The following is a 17,673-nucleotide window of genomic DNA, read 5'->3' as shown; positions in this document are numbered from 1 at the left end:
TATCAGTATTTAATGATAATGAAACCTGTTTTATGTTTATTTTCAGTACCTGCCTTGTATTCCAGCGAATAAAAATAAGTGCCGGGCCGCTGGATGGCCCCATTGATACTGGAATGTCCGTCAAATACTTTTGAGCTGTTATCATAGCCCCTGGCTTCAAACACCTTAACCCCATTACGGTCCATGATCATCAACTTGTTATTGGGGTATGCCGTTAACCCGTCTATGGTCAGGAAATCATTGATGCCATCGCCATTGGGCGAGAGACCTGGGTGCACTACAATTGCATCATTTACGGTGATTGGCGGCGGGGATACCGCTAATGTGGTATTCTTTAATGCCATGGTCCCTGTTATACCAGGTTCCGTTCCATAAATTAACTGCCCTTTGTAATAAACAGTAATATGGTTATTCTCCTTCATCACATCTTTGGGCAGGTACGAGTAATCATTCAGCTCGTTAAAGTTTGACCAGTCTGATTTGGCTATACGGTACTGAATATTGCCCGATGTGCTCAGGGGGTAAAGTGTGCCCACAGCAGCGTTTACCGCTACCTCGAAATAAGTATCGGCACCGTTAAGCGCGGCACCTAATGATACAAAGTTGCCGCTTATGTTACCGCTGCCTTTTTTAGCATAATCTATCCAGTAATTCAGGCTTTGTGTCCCGTCTTTGGTAAACCAGTAACGCGCGGTGATATCTCCATAGGCTACCGGCACATTCCCGGTATTATTGATGGAAAGATAAGTGCTGATGGTATTGCTGCCTGTGCTTTGGTTTTGATTCTGATAGAATACGTTCAGGCTGGTAAGAGGGGAAACATCAGTCGGTTCAATTCCCCATATCAACATACCGTTACGGTAAAGCGTAATGTGGTTATTAGCGCCATAGCTGCCAGTATTACTTTGATAAGAATAATCATCTGCCTCATTCAAATTTCCCGAGTCCTGGTTGGCAAGCCTGGATTGTATTTGCCCGGTATTGCTGCCAGCTCCAAGATTCCCTGGTGCGGTGAAACTATATTCCATATAACCAAAAGCGCCATTACGGGGTTGAGCTAAAGAAACATATTTCATTTTTACATAACTATTTCCCAACTGGGCATAATCTATCCACGTATTAACGCCCGCGTAATTTTCTGCAGTGAACCAGTAGCGCATAGTTAATTCGCTATAGGCAACACCAACGGAATCGGCATTCATTATCTTCACATAAGGACGGATAATGTTATTGGTCAATTGCCCGGCATCTCCATCCTGGTATTGCACCTGCAGGTTAAGCGGGATAACCTTCAATATGCGGCTTATAGGAGTTGCCGCTGTATATTGCTCGTTACCGGTTTGGGATGCTATGACCGTACTTGTTCCAGCACCTTTAATATGTACCTTACCGTTAACTATCGTAGCCACTGTAGTATCTGAACTCGTGTAGCTTACCGGCAAATTGGAACTTGCCGTAGCATTGATAGCAAAATCCGGATCGCCTATTACTTTCTGAGTTATCGGGTTAAAGGCAATCATTTGCTCACCCAAAAGGCCATCAGCAATTTCTGACGCACTTAACGCTCTGCTGTAGATCTTAAACGCGTCAATCGCTCCCTTGAACATTGGATCAGCAGAAAACTGCGATTTTCCTAAATAATTAAGGCTTGTTGTTCCCAGCGCCGATGGCTTAATGGTGATACCCGTGGTAGACGCTACAGAGGCACCGTTAATATACATGGTGCAGGTGCTGCCCGATCTGGTTATGGCCAGATTAGTCCAGGTATTGAGCGGAAAAGTATAATTAAAGTTAAGATTTTGCTCAGCCGCCGACCCGTTTTTTATCGCGTAACGCACAATCGATTTCCCGCTTGTTATACCTGCTTGAACCGATAAAAACATATACTGGGTAGTACTCGATCCGAAATCAAATACGCGCATCCAGGTAGTAATAGCATCCATCCGCACCCAGGCAGAAATGGTGAAATCATTTAACGTACTCATAATACCCGATGGAAGCGTGGCATAGGCATTGGCTGTTCCATCCAGCAGGAGCGCCTGCCCATACTTACCGGTGCCTCGGCTGCCTGTGGCCGCAAGCGTGGCATGATTAGCTCCCCATGCGTCAATCCCTTTTGTTCCGCCTGGTTCATCAAATTTATAATAATCGTTTTGGCCAATATTGGGCTTTGCAATTACTTCAGTGCTGTTTGGGCTTTCAACAGTACTGTCAATCGAGGTAACAACATAAAAATAGGTACTTCCGTTAGTAACGTTTACATCAGTGTATTTTGTAGTACTAACATTCCCAATTGTGGTATAAGGTCCGCCCGAAGTAGTTGAACGTTTAACCTTATAAGTAAAGTTTGACACGGGTCCCCACTCTATTATATTTTTAGCATCTCCCGCCGCAACCAGTAACCCACTAACAATATTGCTTTGCACGGTTAAAACCAGGGTTACCGTACTCGTGGTATTTCCGTTTGACGCGGTTAGAGTAACGGGAAAAACACCGGTTTGGGTTGGGGTACCTAAAATAACTCCCGTACCTGTGTTAATATTCAACCCATCGGGAAGGCCAGTTGCCGAAAAACTATTGGGCGCTTTGATAGCGCCGATGGTATAGGTAAAAGACTTTCCAACAACAACGGTATCGGCCAATGCGCTGGTAATGGTAACGGGCAAAGTGCGGTCATCCAGCAACTGCACATCATTACCTGTTCCACCTTTATAAGTTATGCGAAAATTGTAATCGCCCACTATAATTAAAGCCATTTCAGGCAGGTCCTTAAAGGTTCCGGCAATGGCAGTGCTGCCTGTATTATCAATAATGGTGTAGGCTGCACCTGATGGCAACGTGTCTGCAGTGCCCGTTACTGATAATTTAGGGTTGTTAATGAGGCTAACACTGGTAACTGTTATTTTATCGCCAGTGGCGCTACCCATATCAATTTCAGCATTGTAGGTAGCATCAGATTTTAAGGTTAAGGAACCGGCTATCAAAGAACCAACAGCCTGGTTCCCGGGTTCAAGGATTGCGCCTGTTCCGCTTCCTGTTCCAATGGTAACTGCCATTGTGCCCTTACCTGTTCCGCCGAACGAACCGGCCTCTGCTGTAAGAGGACTGTTAAAAACCCCCGATGCCGGATCATTGTTTAACAGAAGTTTTCCACCCCTGATAGTGGTTGTACCACTGTATGAGTTATTTCCGGTAAAAATAAGCACGCCGGCACCTATCTTTTCTACATTCATAGAACCCGACATAATGCCGCCAAAGGTTGTACTAAGGTTTAATGCCCCAATGCTGATTGTAGGACTACCCCCGGCATCTGTCCGGATCGCCCCTCTCCCGGTAAGTGCGCCAAAACTGATGGTTCCCGTAGCGAACAGTATGCCCTGGCAGTCATTTCCGTTGGCATCCAGGTTCCAGTAGGCCTTGGCACTGCCTGATTCGGGGACTTCAAAACGCACCCGGTTGTTACCGCTACGTAATTTGGATACAAAAGTACCAGTAAAATTGCTGTTATCGCCAAAAAGGTGTAAGCCCGCGTAAACGTTGCCATCCTGTATAATGGTGCCGCTACCCAAAAGCTTGCCCCGCAGGTTTATTGCGTTACTGGTTTGATAAAAATAACTGGTTTTACCGGCAGCTATTTCAAAGTCGTTATAAAAGGTTGCATCGCCATTCACTGAAAACAATGCCCCACCGTTCATAATGATCTTACCTGTTCCCAACGGGCCGGATGTTGGAGCCGAAGGTGTTCCGGTACCAATGCCCGATACCTCCAAACCATATACAGGGGGCCAGCTTTGCCCGTTGCCGTTTAATGTGGTGGTACCGGTATAGGTATTGTTTCCTGATATATAAAGATATCCTATACCGTTTTTTAGCAAACTTCCGTTTCCGCTTATCCCTCCGGTGAGGGATACCGTACCACCGGTTATCGTGTTTACATTGAGCAAAGTATCCAGCACAACAGGCATGCTCAGGGTATGTGAGGTTGTGGCATTGTTAACCAGGTCATTCCTTAAATGGATAGTATCGCCGGATATGGTATAACTGTTCGCACCCGCGTTAAATTGCATCCGCGAAACCGCCAGCCCTTTAATGTCATTAGTCAAAATAGTATCGGCCGATGCATTGAACGTTATAATGGCTGGGCTTGCCGGGATAGCATTTTCTACCCAATTGGAAGCCAGTTTTAATGAATCCGTTTCGGATGCCGGTTTCCAGGTATAAGAACCAGACCCAGGAACTCCGAATGCCTCTATCGAATTTGCGCTTTCTTTGGTTTGCCCAACTGACGAAATCACGTAATAATATGGGCTTCCGTTGCTTACATTCACATCGGCGTAACTGGTACCCGGCACATTGGCTACGGTTGTATAAGGACCACCACTTACGGTGCTTCTTTTTACGTTATATGTTGCTGCTCCTGAGGCAGTGTCCCAGCTTAAATCAATCTCTTTGTTTTTATTGACAATCGCCGGCTGATTTGGCGCCGCGGGCGGAACCGATGCAAAAACCACATTTGAGTTTCCGCTTTCCAATGTTCCGGCCAGGGCCGTAACAACATAATAATTGTTTACCTCGGGCACGGGCAATGCGTCAATATAAGAGGTACTGGTTACACTGTCCTGAATGGTAGTAAAAGGACCACTTGCCGAGAGTGAACGCTTTACGCTATAACTACTTGTATTTGCTATTGCAGGCCATGCAATGCTGATATTTGAAACATTGGTTACCGCGGCGGTAACACCCGCCGGTGTTGCCGGGGCCGTGTTACTGGTTACGTTAATAACCAGGCTGGCCGTTCCTGTGCCATTAGCATTGGTAGCCTGTAAATTTACCACACTTTGGCCTATAGCTGTTGGGGTGCCGGTAATAACACCCGCAAGTGTATCAATACTTAAACCAGCAGGCAAACCTGTAGCATTGTATTTTGTTGCATTGCCGGTTGCTGTAATGGTGTAATTAAATGTATTACCAACTACTCCGCTTGCCGAGGTTGCACTGGTTATAAGAGGCGCCCCTGTAGGGGATGTACTGTTAACAGATACATGGGTTAGTATAGCCGTATTTAAGGCCGAAGTATTATTGGAAATGGTATAAAAACCAATATAGGTGTTGGCCGGGAGCGCAATAATGTACAATGCATGGTTTGTCCAGTTGATACCGTCCTGCGAGTGGTAAGCAAATACCCTGTTGCCTACACGTTCTATTTTTAGCCACCAGGGCGCTTTCGGCTGATAATGGGAATAAGATGTTTGCGCGCTGGAACCATTGGCTGTTGCCCAAACGCTGCCGTTTCCGCCCAGATCTACAGCTACATAATTGGCTGTTGGTAATAGCGATGACCGGATCATCAAACCTGTAACAGCTGTATTCATGGAGTTACTTTCAACCTTCATAATCATACCAACATCGCCATTAGCCTGTTGAAAAGTAAAATTGCTCGCATTGTATTCCGATTTCCCTGCCGCCTTCACCGTCCAGGTACCATTATTGTAGGACGCGGAACCGGTTAAACCAGTACTGCCAATATCAATATTACTGAGGTTGCTAACCGGTTGAGCGAGATCGGCAGGATAAACAACAGGCGTTAATGGGGTGGCATGTGAGGTGTCTGCCGACTTTAAATATAAAAAGGAGAAGCCATCCTCGCCTGCCAGCGCCCGTATTTGTTCGGTATATGGGGTTGGAATGCCCTTACGCAGCGCATACGCTCCCTTAATAATATTGTTAAACGGATGCCTGTGAACATACCCGGGAGGGATTCCCCAATTGGTCCAATAGCTGGCATAGGCCCCGTATGGTACAAAAGATAAGGTGCCGGCAGGCGATTGGCTATACTGGCTATATAATTCGCTGATTTTAAGCAAACGATTGTCAAATTCCGAAAACAGGTCAACACCTTGTTTCCAAGCTACTTCCGCGCTCCATCCAAGCGCCTGAATTTGCTCAAACCAATGGTCATCACGTCCCGAATCGCCTACCTCGCCATTAGGTAAGCTATTGCGTAATCCTCCACCCGCATCCATGCGGTATACTTCAATGGCCTGCTGCCATAGTGCCTGATCGCCCAGATAAGCGGCAATACCCACTGCTATTCCCAATTGGAGGGCTCCTTTATTTGCATCTCTTAAAGGGTTGGGTACCCATGAAGTCGGGTATAAAACATTTCTGAAATAATTATTTACATGTGTATCATTAGCGGCTGTCCATCCCGGAAAGGTACCTCTCAGGATATCGGCCCCTGCAACGAAGTAAGCTACACGGTCGCCAATATCGAGCATGTTTTCTCCACCGCCCCAGCTGGTATTAGTAACTGCCCAGGCATCCAGCATATTAGTGGCTTTTCGGGCGTACGCGGAGTCGCCTGTAAAAACATACATGAACGCCAGGTTATGAATAGCGATCATATCATCCAGCCAGGCCGGATTGTTTAAATTAGGCGCACGGGTTACCGTTGCGAAAGGCCCCCTCATGGAATAGCTTAATTGCGAATGCGAATCGCTTTTGAGGGAGTTATATCCTGTAAGCCAGGGCTCTTTGGTAATATTGCCTTTCAGTTGATCCAGGTCTGCCCGGGTGAAAGGAACTCCGGGATGCACAAAAGTTTGGGCATGAGCCCGGTACACCAGGCCAGTAATAGAAAGTAATGCCACAAAAATTAACGAAAAAAAATAGGTTAGTTGTTTTCTCATATTTTCAATTTATACCGATTTAATCATTGGTTACTTCCTTCAGTTTACATATAGGTTTCCTGCTCCTATCCTGAAATAAATGTGATAGTCTGAATATTAAATTTCCATTACTATGCATTCGCAACCATAGCGTGTCACACTTATTTCAGGTGATTATTTTTTTTAAGGTTTCCCTCGTTTGGTCGTAAAAATTACAGTTGTTGTTTATCCATTAACTCAGGCAAATTGTAAGGCGATATTTGGTTATTGATTTGTGAATCAATAACCAAATATCGCCTCCAAAATGGAAACCCAAGGGGGGATCTGGGAGCAATCATAGGGGGTAAAAATAAAAATCATGAATTTGGATGAATTGAAATCTTCCGGATGCCAGGCGACATTGGTTATTTAGTAAAAGAGCCATAGTTTTAGCCACGGCTTTTCCATTTAAACTTTAATAAAGATGTTCGAGAATTGTTTGAGACAAGGATGCTAACAGATCAATAAACCCTCATTGTACCGCTTTCATAAACATATATTGCGCAACGATGGATACCTTGAACGTGCCACAGGAAGCACCTCTCCATTTTTCAGTTCTATGGAATATCTGCCTCCCGGCTCTATTAACAGTTTTACAGCTTCCAGCCATCTGATGATATATGAACGATGTATACGCACAAACTGGTCATTTGGAAGCAGCCGTTCAATTGCATCAAGGCTTTTATCATGCAGCCAACTATTGCCATTGTATAACCGCAGCTCGCTATAGTTCCCCGCTCCTTTAACGCTGTGTACATCACTTACATTTACAAGTTTGATGATGCCGTTATTACGCACAGCCAGATATTTCAATTCATATCCCGTGACAGCAGGGCTGGCTCTGTCTAATCTTTTAAACGCCCGGAACAAACGCTCCTCGTCAAATGGTTTTGGTACAAAATCAAGCACGCCGTAAGCGAATGCGGTTATGGCTTTATCGGTGTATGCAGACACGATGATAGTTTGAAAAGAGCGTGATACCATGGCTTCCAGTACCGTAAAGCCATCCTTGCCGTTCAAATTAAGGTCGAGCAGAAGCAGTTCTACAGTATGCTTTTCCAGATAAGCTAAGCCGTCCTGCAGGTCATCGCAAATTATAAGTGAGGCTCCCTCCTGTTCAAAATACAGGCGTACCATACGGGCTAACCGCCGTGCTATACGCATCTCGTCCTCGATAATTAAAATATTCATATACTTATCTGAATACTGCTGCGCCAGCCCCCGGAAAACGGTTCTGCACTGAATTGCCAGTTATCTCCATAACTTTCCGTTAGTCTTGCCTTAATATACCTAAATCCATTTCCGCCCGATGCTTTTTCAGTGACGCGGTTATCGCCATAGGTTTCCAATACATATTCCTTAATGTGTCCCGACCGTTTAAAATTAAAAACAAAACGAATGCGGTTATTGACAGGGATACTATGGGTTACCCCATTTTCTACTAATGTTAGAATAATCGCCGGCGGAATCATCTCATGGTCATCTATACCCTGTTCATCCCAAATATATATTATTTCCTTCCGGTATTGCATCACTTCAAGATGATGTCTGCACAGGTCTATTTCCCGCCGCACGGATACCAATGTTTCTTCTGCCATTTCCATCATCAGGTCAAATTCGCCCGACAGGGCCTTGATGAACTTTACACCATCGGCAGGCGATTCTTCCACCCAATCAATGAGCGAAGTAAGCGTGTTGCGAAGAAAATGCGGCTGGATATTTTTTTTCACCAGTTCGAGCTGCAGACGCGATGATAACAGCAGAGACGCCTGATGGGCTTCTTCCAACTGCCTTGATGTGGTTGTTTGCAGGTATAATATGCAAAGCAGAATAATGGTAAAGGCAATGTACAAACCAAAATCGTAAAACATAAACTGATTAACCACCATAGATAAAACAAAACCCATAAGTACCAGCGTACTGCCTTTTTGCTTTTTTAGGAGGGCGTACAGCAATACGAGCACCGAAGCAATCCATAAGGCCAGACTGTGCAAATGAGCGGTAAGGTCGTAATGCTCATAATTAATTATATAAATGGCTAACAGGACAACAGTAAACGAACCTATAAAAATACCGGTTCCCGGTAAGCGGTAGTGAATGGCAAAGTACAAGGGAATAAGCAGCGCAATGGCAAAAGTAAGCCAGCCAACAATTTTCAGCCTGGTATAAAAGCGGGTATAGGGAATATCAATGTAAAACTTGATGTACTCCATTGCCAGCAGCGAAAAGAACAGGAAACAGATCAGTGCAAACAACAACATTGTTTTCGGTCGCGCCTGGCTGTTGATATATAAAAAAGCATAGTAAATGGCCGCTATTAAAAAAGCACCCGCCATAAGATTTACTAATGAAAGCTCTATCAGCGGCTGTCGCAGTAACTTAAGGTAACTTTCGGGCTTAGCCATGACTATCCGACCTGTCTCCCTGAGATGCATTTGCGATCCTTTTACTTCCACCAGGTGATTTCCCAATCCCGAAAGCGCATCAGGTATTTGGTAGTAGCTGGTTTCAGTACCCGGCACTTCTGCAGAACCCGCAACTGCAGGGATACCGTTCCGGCCTACTTTTATGCCATCCCAGTAAACATCAAAAGCGCCGAAACTGTGCACCTGTACACCGAGCGGAGTCGCAAATTTCTTTTCTTGCAGGTTGATATACACGCGTGCATGAAATTGGCCGGCTGAAGTTGTATCTACTACTGCATCACTTGCAGTATACCTGATATCACGTGTACAGGAAACCAGGAAAAACAACAACAGGATTAACAGCCACTTTTGCATGAGGTAAAGATAAATTGAATTAGATAAGTTTTAGTGCAGTTAAAAAGGCAATAGTGCAGCTGACAGCATTTTAGTGGCAGCTGTGAATTATACATTATAATCTTGCTTCATGAATTATGTAGCAAAACTCTTTGTATTCTTCCTTTTCATCTTGCTTTCCCACCAGGGCATAGCGCAAACGGTGTCCGGTACCCTGATTGAAAAAAAAACCGGTTTGCCCCTGCCATATGCAACAGCGAGTCTGCTGGATAGCCTGAACAAACCGGTAAGCGGTGTTATGACCGGAGAAACAGGAACCTTTGTGCTTGGCCCGGTAAAACCCGGCTCTTATATCCTTGAGTGCAGGTCTATGGGGTACCTGACTATAACACGTACGATTCGACTCAGTACAGGCCAAAAGCTGGCGCTTGCCGGCCTGGCATTATCCCCGGATGCGAAAACACTTGCTGAAGTAGTTGTTACCGGCGAAAAATCAGCCTTAAGTATCCTGCCGGATAAAAAAGTATTTGAAGTGGGCAAAGATGTGCTCTCCCAGAACGGATCCGTGAGCGATGTGCTGAATGGTATACCTTCCGTTAGCGTCAGCCCGCAGGGGCAGGTCAGCCTTCGTGGCAACCCCGGGGTTGTCGTTCTTATTAACGGCCGCCGCTCAGGCCTGGTACAAGGCAATGCCCTGGAACAGCTGCAGGCGGCGCAGGTTGAACGGGTCGAAGTTATCAGCAGTCCTTCTGCCCGTTACGATGCTTCCGGCACCGCCGGTGTAATCAATATCATCCTCAAAAAAAATAAAAAAGCAGGTTTCAACGGACAGGTGCAGGTAATGGCCGGTATTCCAAATGATACCCGCCTAAACCCAAGCCTTAATTATAAATCCGAAAAATTCAATTTCTTTTCCACCATGGGCATGCGCAAATCTGACTACGAGGGCAAATATTCCTCCAACCAATTTGCTCCTGCTAATAATTTAGCCATGCTTCAGGATGAAGACCGGCATGACGATGGTAAAATGCTCTATGCAGGGACAGATTACCAGCTGAGTGAAAAACAAACCATGACGGCCGCGTACCTGTGGCATGGTACCCATGATCATGACAAAACCTGGCTAAATTACGATTACAGCAGCCTTCAACCGGACAGCACACTCAAACGTAGCGGCGAATCCCGGGAACACCGGAATTACAACCAGCTGGAGTATAACTATACCCAGTTATTTAAAAGGCCTAAGCAAAAATGGACTGTTGACCTTCAATACGATTGGTGGAACAGTCATAAGAACTGGCAATTACAAACAGATAAGGTAGCACCGGAAAAGGCGGAATATCCCGCTATTCGCACCAATAATACAAACGCTAATCATGATCTTCTGATCCAGTCTGATTGGGTACAACCACTGACTGGCAACCTATTGCTTGAAGCTGGCTTAAAAACAGAGAACCGGAGTGTCAGGTATAGCTTTGTAGCTGAACAGCAAACAGGAGATAATTTTACGATCTATGATAACATAAACAACGACTTACGTTACTACGAAAAAATACAGGGAGCTTATAGCCAGCTAAGTGACAAAAACGAAAAGTGGAGCTATCTTGCCGGATTACGTATGGAAGCTACGGCGGTAAGGTTTGAGGACGATAAGAATTATCATATCCCAAAGAAAGCATACACCTGGTTTTTCCCTACGCTGCATCTTGATTATAAAATAAATACCACATCACAGCTGCAGGTGCACTACAGTACACGCATCAGCCGTCCTTCACTCTACCAGTTATCACCTTTCGCTGAACTTACCGACCTCTCCTCAAGGGAAATAGGCAATCCTGACCTTAACCCATCATACGCGCATGTTTATGAGTTAGGGTTCTTAAAACAAAGCTCATTCATTACGATAAACCCAACTATCTTTTATCAGCATATCGCCAAACCTATTTCTGATTATACTTATCGTGATCCGGAAGGCTATTTTGTTACGATACCGGTTAATATCTCCGGGGAGCAGCGTCACGGTTTTGAGCTTAACTTCATGTATAATCCCATTACTGCTTTACAACTGAATGCTGATTTTAACCTTTATCGTTTCAGCCAAAAGGGCAGCTACAACGGGTTCAATTTCAACTATACCGGCACCTCATCGGGTGGGCGCCTTACTGTACAGGTTAAATTGCCAAAGGCACTGGGCATACAAACACGCTACTATTATAACGGCCCTAACTCAACCGCACAAACCCGGATACGTGCCATGCAATGGGTTGATTTCGGCATGAGTAAAAAAGTGTTAAATGACCGTTTTTCCATCGCCGCTGATGCGACCAACATCTTCGACACCCGGCGCTATCGTACGGTTGTAACAGGACAGGATTATTCACTTACCACCATGAGCCGGTTCAACGGTGCACGGTACAGAGTGAGTTTAACCTACAAGATCAGCAACGATGGTTCGGCACGACAGGCAAAAACTGGCAACCGGGACTAAGCATATTTAATATACCACGCTTATCAATTGATTTTCTCAGTGGTTCTGTTATCAATATAGAGGTGTATTTGGTGATTAAACTTTCATTGCTGATGTAAACTGATAACCCTGGTAATCTGCCAGCGACCGGAGTTTTGCCGCCAAAGAAGCATGAATTTACCAGGCCGGCTTTCACCTGGTTCATTGATGTTACGAAAAGTATGATAACCAAACTCCACAGCTAACGATAATTGCCCCCAATCATCATATTTAGCCAACGGGTCTTCGGGCCTTACGGGCAAACTGAAGCAGAACCTTTTCTTTGCAGGCCAGACGTTGTTTGCAAAGTAGGAGGTAACATCCCTTACCATACAGTTTTAATACAGCTTTGCTTTTTGTTATTAATAATGTTATAAGTAGACACGGAAAATTGTCATCACGTAACAAAAAGAAAAATTATTGTAACGTTTTTCCCTCTCCCGGTGACTAATAAGTATTATGGGGAGAATAAAAATATTTTTAGGTGCACTTCTTTGTAGTGTTGGCTGCTATTCGAAATCCGATGCCCAGACAGCACCCTTTTTAATATCATCTGTCAGGATTGGCCATCCTTTTGGCTGGGATTACTGTGTATAGAAAAATAAGGAAAAAACAATCTGTATAGCTATTCAGAAACTGGGAAAATATTGGTTTAGATGGCCATATTGGTGGGCACTATTTATCTGCACTGGCTAATATGTATGCTGCTACCAATGATGCAGAACTAAACAGGCGGCTTAATTATATGCTGGCAGAACTCAAACGTTGCCAGGACAAAAAAGGAAGCGGTTATATTGGCGGCACACCGGGTGGAACAGCCATGTTGAAAGATATTGCTGCCGGTAAAATTGAGACTTATACATTTGCTTCAACATGATTAATTATCGGGGGTAATGAAACTTTTTGTACTGATAATGTTTATTAAAACATGAGTTTAAATAATAAGGATATACTATTAAAAGCAAATACTTTTGTGACTGAAGGCGACAATGAAGGGTTCCTATCTTTATGTACCGAAGATATAAAATGGGAATTTGTAGGCGACAAGACTTTAATGGGAAAGGAAGCCGTTCGAGCGTATATGAAAGAGGTATACGTGGAACCACCGGAGTTTGACGTCGAAAATTTAATCGCAGGAGGTGATTTTGTTTCAGCAATTGGTAAAATCAGCATGAAGGACGAAGACGGAAAAGTAATTGACTACTCCTACTGCGATGTTTGGCGTTTTCGCGATGGCAAAATGGCCGAATTAAAAGCTTTTGTTATCGAAACCAAGCCAAAATAAAACACCTTAAAAAAATTGTCAGTAGCAGAACAATAGCGATGACTGCTATTTAATTTTTTCCAGTAATTTCCCATATATAGATCCTGGTTAATTTTCCCGATTAATTTAGGACCTTTACGAAGATTATAGGATTTGATGCCGGTAATGAATCGAAACTATGTGGTCTAACAAACCTCGAATTATTAAAAGCTCCCTTACAAACCACGTTTTAACGTTGATTGTCGAAAAAATTAATGCAAAATGAAAACTTTAACGGAATTTAAAGCATCATTAAATCTAGAACAGCCCCTTAGCGAGTACTCTGTACAGTTGAAAAGTCTTTGGTATGATGGTAAAGGCGATTGGCATAAAGCGCATGCACAGGTTGATCATCTCGAAGATCAAGCATCGGCGTGGGTCCATGCCTACCTGCATCGTAAAGAAGGTGATATTGGGAACGCCGATTATTGGTATAGCAAAGCACGGCAAATCCGCCCGAACCTATCTCTGGAAAAGGAATGGGAGCAATTAGTGTTAGAATTTCTTTGATCGGTAACTCTGATAATCCCATTTATAGACAGGGAAGGTAATGCGGGTTCTAATCACGGCAGGATGCCAGCCCAATCCCCTTTTCATCTACAAATCAATAAATTAAAAACGACTATTTAACTTTGTTCACCTTTTTGTTCGCCGCCGATCCGAGTTTTTTAATTATAAGATGCTCCGTATTTTCCAGTCGGAGGCTCATATCATTATTTTGATAATGAAGCAGTCAACACACTGTTTCGTACAGCAATCAATTGATAAGCAAAATCACCTAATCACCTGGCCCATACCAGCTTAAAATTTGCAAAGTCCCCAAATCCAGGTTGCGGCCCATAAGTGCATTGGTACGGCCCAACCTGCACTGCCTTACCGTTCATATCCGTGCGTAAAACCGGGCTGCCGGGCAGATCCACCCAGTGAACATTATCATTACTGGTGCGGATATAAAAAATATCCCCGCTGCGCTGGATCTGAAGGTAACGGTTAAAATTCCAGGCAGATTGAGCGTTGGTTTGCCTGCGGTCACCATCCATCAGGTTGGTGAGCATATTACCTACGTTCCAGGCAGGAAAAATGCCATTTTGTAAAAGCTGCTCACCTCCACTACCGCTTGTCTCACCGCGAGGCACCCGCACCATTAGTCCTGCCTCATGGTTTCCCGCCACTTTTTTTTCAGCCAGCCCGCTCACATTAGTGATCTCCACTTCGGCAACAAAATCACCTTTCACTTTTTTGTATAAAAAGGGACCGTAGGGTGAATTTCCATCCCAGTTGGTACCAACGGATGCCATCCGGAGCGCATGGTCACCTGCTACTACTTTGGTATTAGTCTGTGTAGTACCCTTACCCAGCATCCCATCCCATATGAAGCCTGCCACATCGCCTGTAGTAAAATCCTTACGGATTGAAAAATCATCCGCGGCTATCACAAACTGTGATAAACCGGTGCTGGCGGTCGCTACGGCAGAAGGGCCAGTAACATTGCCAAAGTTATCCCTTACCTTATAGCTGTACCGGTAAGTTTTACCCGGGGAAAGCCCATAATCGATATAATAGGGATTATCAGTCCAGTTACCGGGTATTAACTCATCTCCACCTGAAAAAAGATATTGCAGGTCGGCAGACCGGTTAGCCAAACCCGCTTCCATGGCTATCATTCCCGGCGATAAGGCTTTGGGTAGTTTTTTATAAACCAGGTCAGCCCCGGCAGGCCGGTGGATATTTTGACGCCAGGTAGCAGCCATGGCGTTGATTTCATCAGCTGTCAGCGCATGTTTATAGACCACCAGGCTGGCTATCGAACCTGTAAAACCATGCGCATCCGCAGCACCCAGTGCCAGCATACCTGTTGTTTTTGCGGATACAGCTGACCGTTTCGTGCCGGTCAAATAACCATCCAGGTATTCCTTTACCAGGTTACTTGTATACGTTTTAACGAGCAGGTGCCATTTGCCTGCACCTGCATTAAATTTTAAACCCTCATTATTTTTGATCGCGGCAGGCATAAAACCGCTGACAAATTTGCCCTGCTGAGATGCCTTACTGTATACCATGGCTACTATGCTATAACCTTCATTGCCGTTACCGATGAATAAGGCCTTATCTAATACCAGGGAATGTTTACTATCTACATAAACGGCTATCCGCCCGGCCGCATCCCTCACCTCGGGCGGCGTACCTGCAGGTGTAAAACGCCCGCCCGCTTCGCCATCGTTAGCCCAGCTTTTTAATTGGCCATAAGGCAGCTTGGCCGCATCAAGGTAAACGGCTACATCTGGCTGTTTTACGTGGCTAAAGGCCGCTTTTATCGCTGTATCGGGCAAAACCCTGTCATAAACCTGAAGTGAAGCTAAGGCCCCTGAAAAACGACCAGGGCCGGCTTGCTGACCGCCGATCAAAAACTTAGCGGCCGGCTTTACGAAAAGCATTTTATTTTCCAGGTTATTCAGTTCGCCATCAACATATACTTTCTCAAACGTACCGTCGAAACTGATGGCGACGTAATGCCACCTGCCGGTAAGGTCCATGTCCTTTCGGTACGGAAGATCCGCAAATCCCCCATGCCGGGCGGCGCCCATATCGCGGTTACTACCGTAACCGAAAGTGGCAACCGTTAACTCTCCACCCCCATCGGCCCAGTCAAGCACCGGGTTTTCGCCTTTTTGCTGGCCTGTATAAGCCCAAAAGCAAACCGTATAACTGTTATTGCCAGCCAGCGAATATGGCACGTTAAAGCCCGAACTCAAAGTTTGCCCGGCTTTAAAAACAACCGCTTTTTTGCCCACAACTAAATCTACATAAGGGGACCGGCCTTGTGTCTGGAATGAACTGCCTAAACTGCCTTTATTGGCCCATTCCTTAACCATCGTTCCCGGTTGCAGGCCATCCGCGTCAACATCGATAAGTAAACCCTGTTGTTTGAAGCTGGCTCTGTTTGCCGGCGGATTGATATTAACCGGAACAACATCGTGGCCGCTGTCAGCAAACACCTTTAAGTTCCACACCGCCTTATATAAACCCGGGTACTCCGTCCCGGTGATCGTCAACCTGATATACCGTGCTTTTACCTCCTTTTCGTCAATCACGGGGCTGCCGTGCCACCGGTTGTCCCTTTTATCAGCAAAAATTTGCCAATCCTTTCCATTGATGGAGTATTCAATAAAATACTGGTAATACCAGGTGGCGTATTCAAATTGCGTCAGCACCTTTTTCACTGTCGTCACAGCGCCAAGGTCTACCTGTAACCATGCCGGAGCCGTACTGTTATCTTTAGACTTCCACAAAGTTCCGTTATTATCGTCTGCTGCGAATTCCGGCTTATAATCGTCGCTGTAAAATGAAGAAGCGGTCACCTTTTTTTGATAAGCCAGGTTGGGGTACGGGTTAGTGGTCTTCGCCAGTAAGCCTATGCCTGTGTGCGTCGGGATTACCTTTTCAATATTGCCATCCGCGTCAAAAACAAGCTTATCGGCACAGATCTGCCGGTGATAGCCCCCACCCGAATGCGGGTTATTATGGCGATGATATATAATGTAATAATCGTCCCCAACCTGTAATACCGAATTATGGCCCGGCCCATGAATCGTTCCATCGGCATTGGTAGTAAGTATCGGGCTGTTTTTCCCATACACATAGCCAGACATCGGCCCGGCCTTACTCGTGGCATACTGTACCCGATAGGTTTCATTTTCGCAAAAACCCGATGAATACATCAGATAATAGATACCCTTGCGCTTAAACAGGAATGAACCTTCAAAAAAATCTTTAGCATCGGTATTGGGTATCTGCGCTGTTTTAGCAAATGTTTTCATATCGGGGTTTAAAAGCCCTATACCACACCCATAACCCGGGTAAATACCCCAGGTGCCCCAGGTCATATAAAATTTGCCATCGTCATCTCTGAATGTTTGCCCGTCAAGCGTTATTACACCAGGAACGTATAAATTGGTCAGTACGGGTTTATTATCGGCATACAAAGGTGTCCAGGGTCCAACCGGTGTCGAAGCTGATGCCCCATATATTTCAACTGTGGGCTGGCAATAGTACAGGTAATACTTCCCGTCGTTACCCCGGGTTGCATCAGGCGCCCAGTAATTGTGTGTGGTAGGCCAGTTCATGTCCTGCATTGTCCAGTTCACAAAATCTTTAGAAGTCCATACTTGTGACGGTCCCAGGCCTCCACCGTTACCATCGGTTGTTGTATACAAGTAAAACGTATCTCCAAACTTTTTTATCGTCGGATCGGCAAAATAGCCGGGGATTATAGGGTTACCATTCCCTGCCGAAACGGCTTGGCTTTGGCCTAAAACCTTTGCGGTAATGAAACATGCAAACAGAATAAAAGTCAGTAAAACACACCGTTGTAAACTCATGTAAGAAAGTATAAATAAC

8 protein-coding genes and 1 pseudogene are annotated in these 17,673 nt (G+C 45.1%); 4 read left to right on the top strand and 5 right to left on the bottom strand.

All coding sequences use genetic code 11. The annotated features are described in order from the left end of the window. Positions 1-2: 2 nt before the first annotated feature. The 3 genes from M2273_RS11310 to M2273_RS11300 all read right to left on the bottom strand — a co-directional run bounded on the left by M2273_RS11310 (position 3) and on the right by M2273_RS11300 (position 9,487). Positions 3-6,689: a cellulose binding domain-containing protein gene (locus M2273_RS11310; RefSeq protein WP_429396796.1), complete on the bottom strand. Its 6,687-nt coding sequence runs from the start codon at positions 6,687-6,689 to the stop codon at positions 3-5. Positions 6,690-7,193: 504 nt separating this feature from the next. Further along, positions 7,194-7,898 carry a LytR/AlgR family response regulator transcription factor gene (locus tag M2273_RS11305; protein WP_429396794.1) on the bottom strand — a complete coding sequence of 235 codons (705 nt, stop codon included), beginning with the start codon at positions 7,896-7,898 and terminating at the stop codon, positions 7,194-7,196. Then, on the bottom strand, positions 7,895-9,487 hold the full coding sequence (locus tag M2273_RS11300) for a histidine kinase (RefSeq protein ID WP_429396792.1): 1,593 nt from the start codon (positions 9,485-9,487) through the stop codon (positions 7,895-7,897). The genes M2273_RS11305 and M2273_RS11300 overlap by 4 nt, the downstream gene beginning before the upstream one ends. A 109-nt stretch (positions 9,488-9,596) precedes the next feature. Between M2273_RS11300 and M2273_RS11295 the strand changes: the two genes are divergently transcribed. Beyond that, entirely contained in the window at positions 9,597-11,954 is a 2,358-nt protein-coding gene (locus M2273_RS11295; RefSeq protein ID WP_429396790.1) for a TonB-dependent receptor domain-containing protein, read from the top strand. Positions 11,955-12,037: 83 nt separating this feature from the next. Here the strand turns inward: M2273_RS11295 and M2273_RS11290 are convergent, their stop codons facing one another. Next, positions 12,038-12,304, bottom strand: coding sequence for a hypothetical protein (locus M2273_RS11290; RefSeq protein ID WP_429396788.1), 267 nt, complete (start codon positions 12,302-12,304; stop codon positions 12,038-12,040). A 311-nt stretch (positions 12,305-12,615) separates the two neighbouring features. On the opposite strand from M2273_RS11290, the pseudogene M2273_RS11285 reads away from it, so the two are divergent. The 3 genes and pseudogenes from M2273_RS11285 to M2273_RS11275 all read left to right on the top strand — a co-directional run. Continuing rightward, a pseudogene (locus tag M2273_RS11285) lies at positions 12,616-12,849 on the top strand (beta-L-arabinofuranosidase domain-containing protein); the annotation flags it as partial. A gap of 51 nt (positions 12,850-12,900) precedes the next feature. Next, positions 12,901-13,257, top strand: a complete 357-nt coding sequence (locus tag M2273_RS11280) for a nuclear transport factor 2 family protein (protein WP_429396786.1) — start codon at positions 12,901-12,903, stop codon at positions 13,255-13,257. Positions 13,258-13,497: 240 nt separating this feature from the next. Next, positions 13,498-13,785, top strand: a complete 288-nt coding sequence (locus M2273_RS11275) for a hypothetical protein (protein WP_429396784.1) — start codon at positions 13,498-13,500, stop codon at positions 13,783-13,785. Between the two features lie 272 nt (positions 13,786-14,057). On the opposite strand, the gene M2273_RS11270 is transcribed toward M2273_RS11275, so the two are convergent. Then, positions 14,058-17,654, bottom strand: coding sequence for a family 43 glycosylhydrolase (locus M2273_RS11270; protein ID WP_429396782.1), 3,597 nt, complete (start codon positions 17,652-17,654; stop codon positions 14,058-14,060). Positions 17,655-17,673: the final 19 nt, after the last annotated feature.

Origin of the sequence: Mucilaginibacter lappiensis, assembly GCF_050433765.1 — a bacterium.
GTDB lineage: Bacteria > Bacteroidota > Bacteroidia > Sphingobacteriales > Sphingobacteriaceae > Mucilaginibacter > Mucilaginibacter lappiensis_A.
Note: the sequence above shows the minus strand (reverse complement) of the source record. Positions and strands in the feature narration are given on the sequence as shown.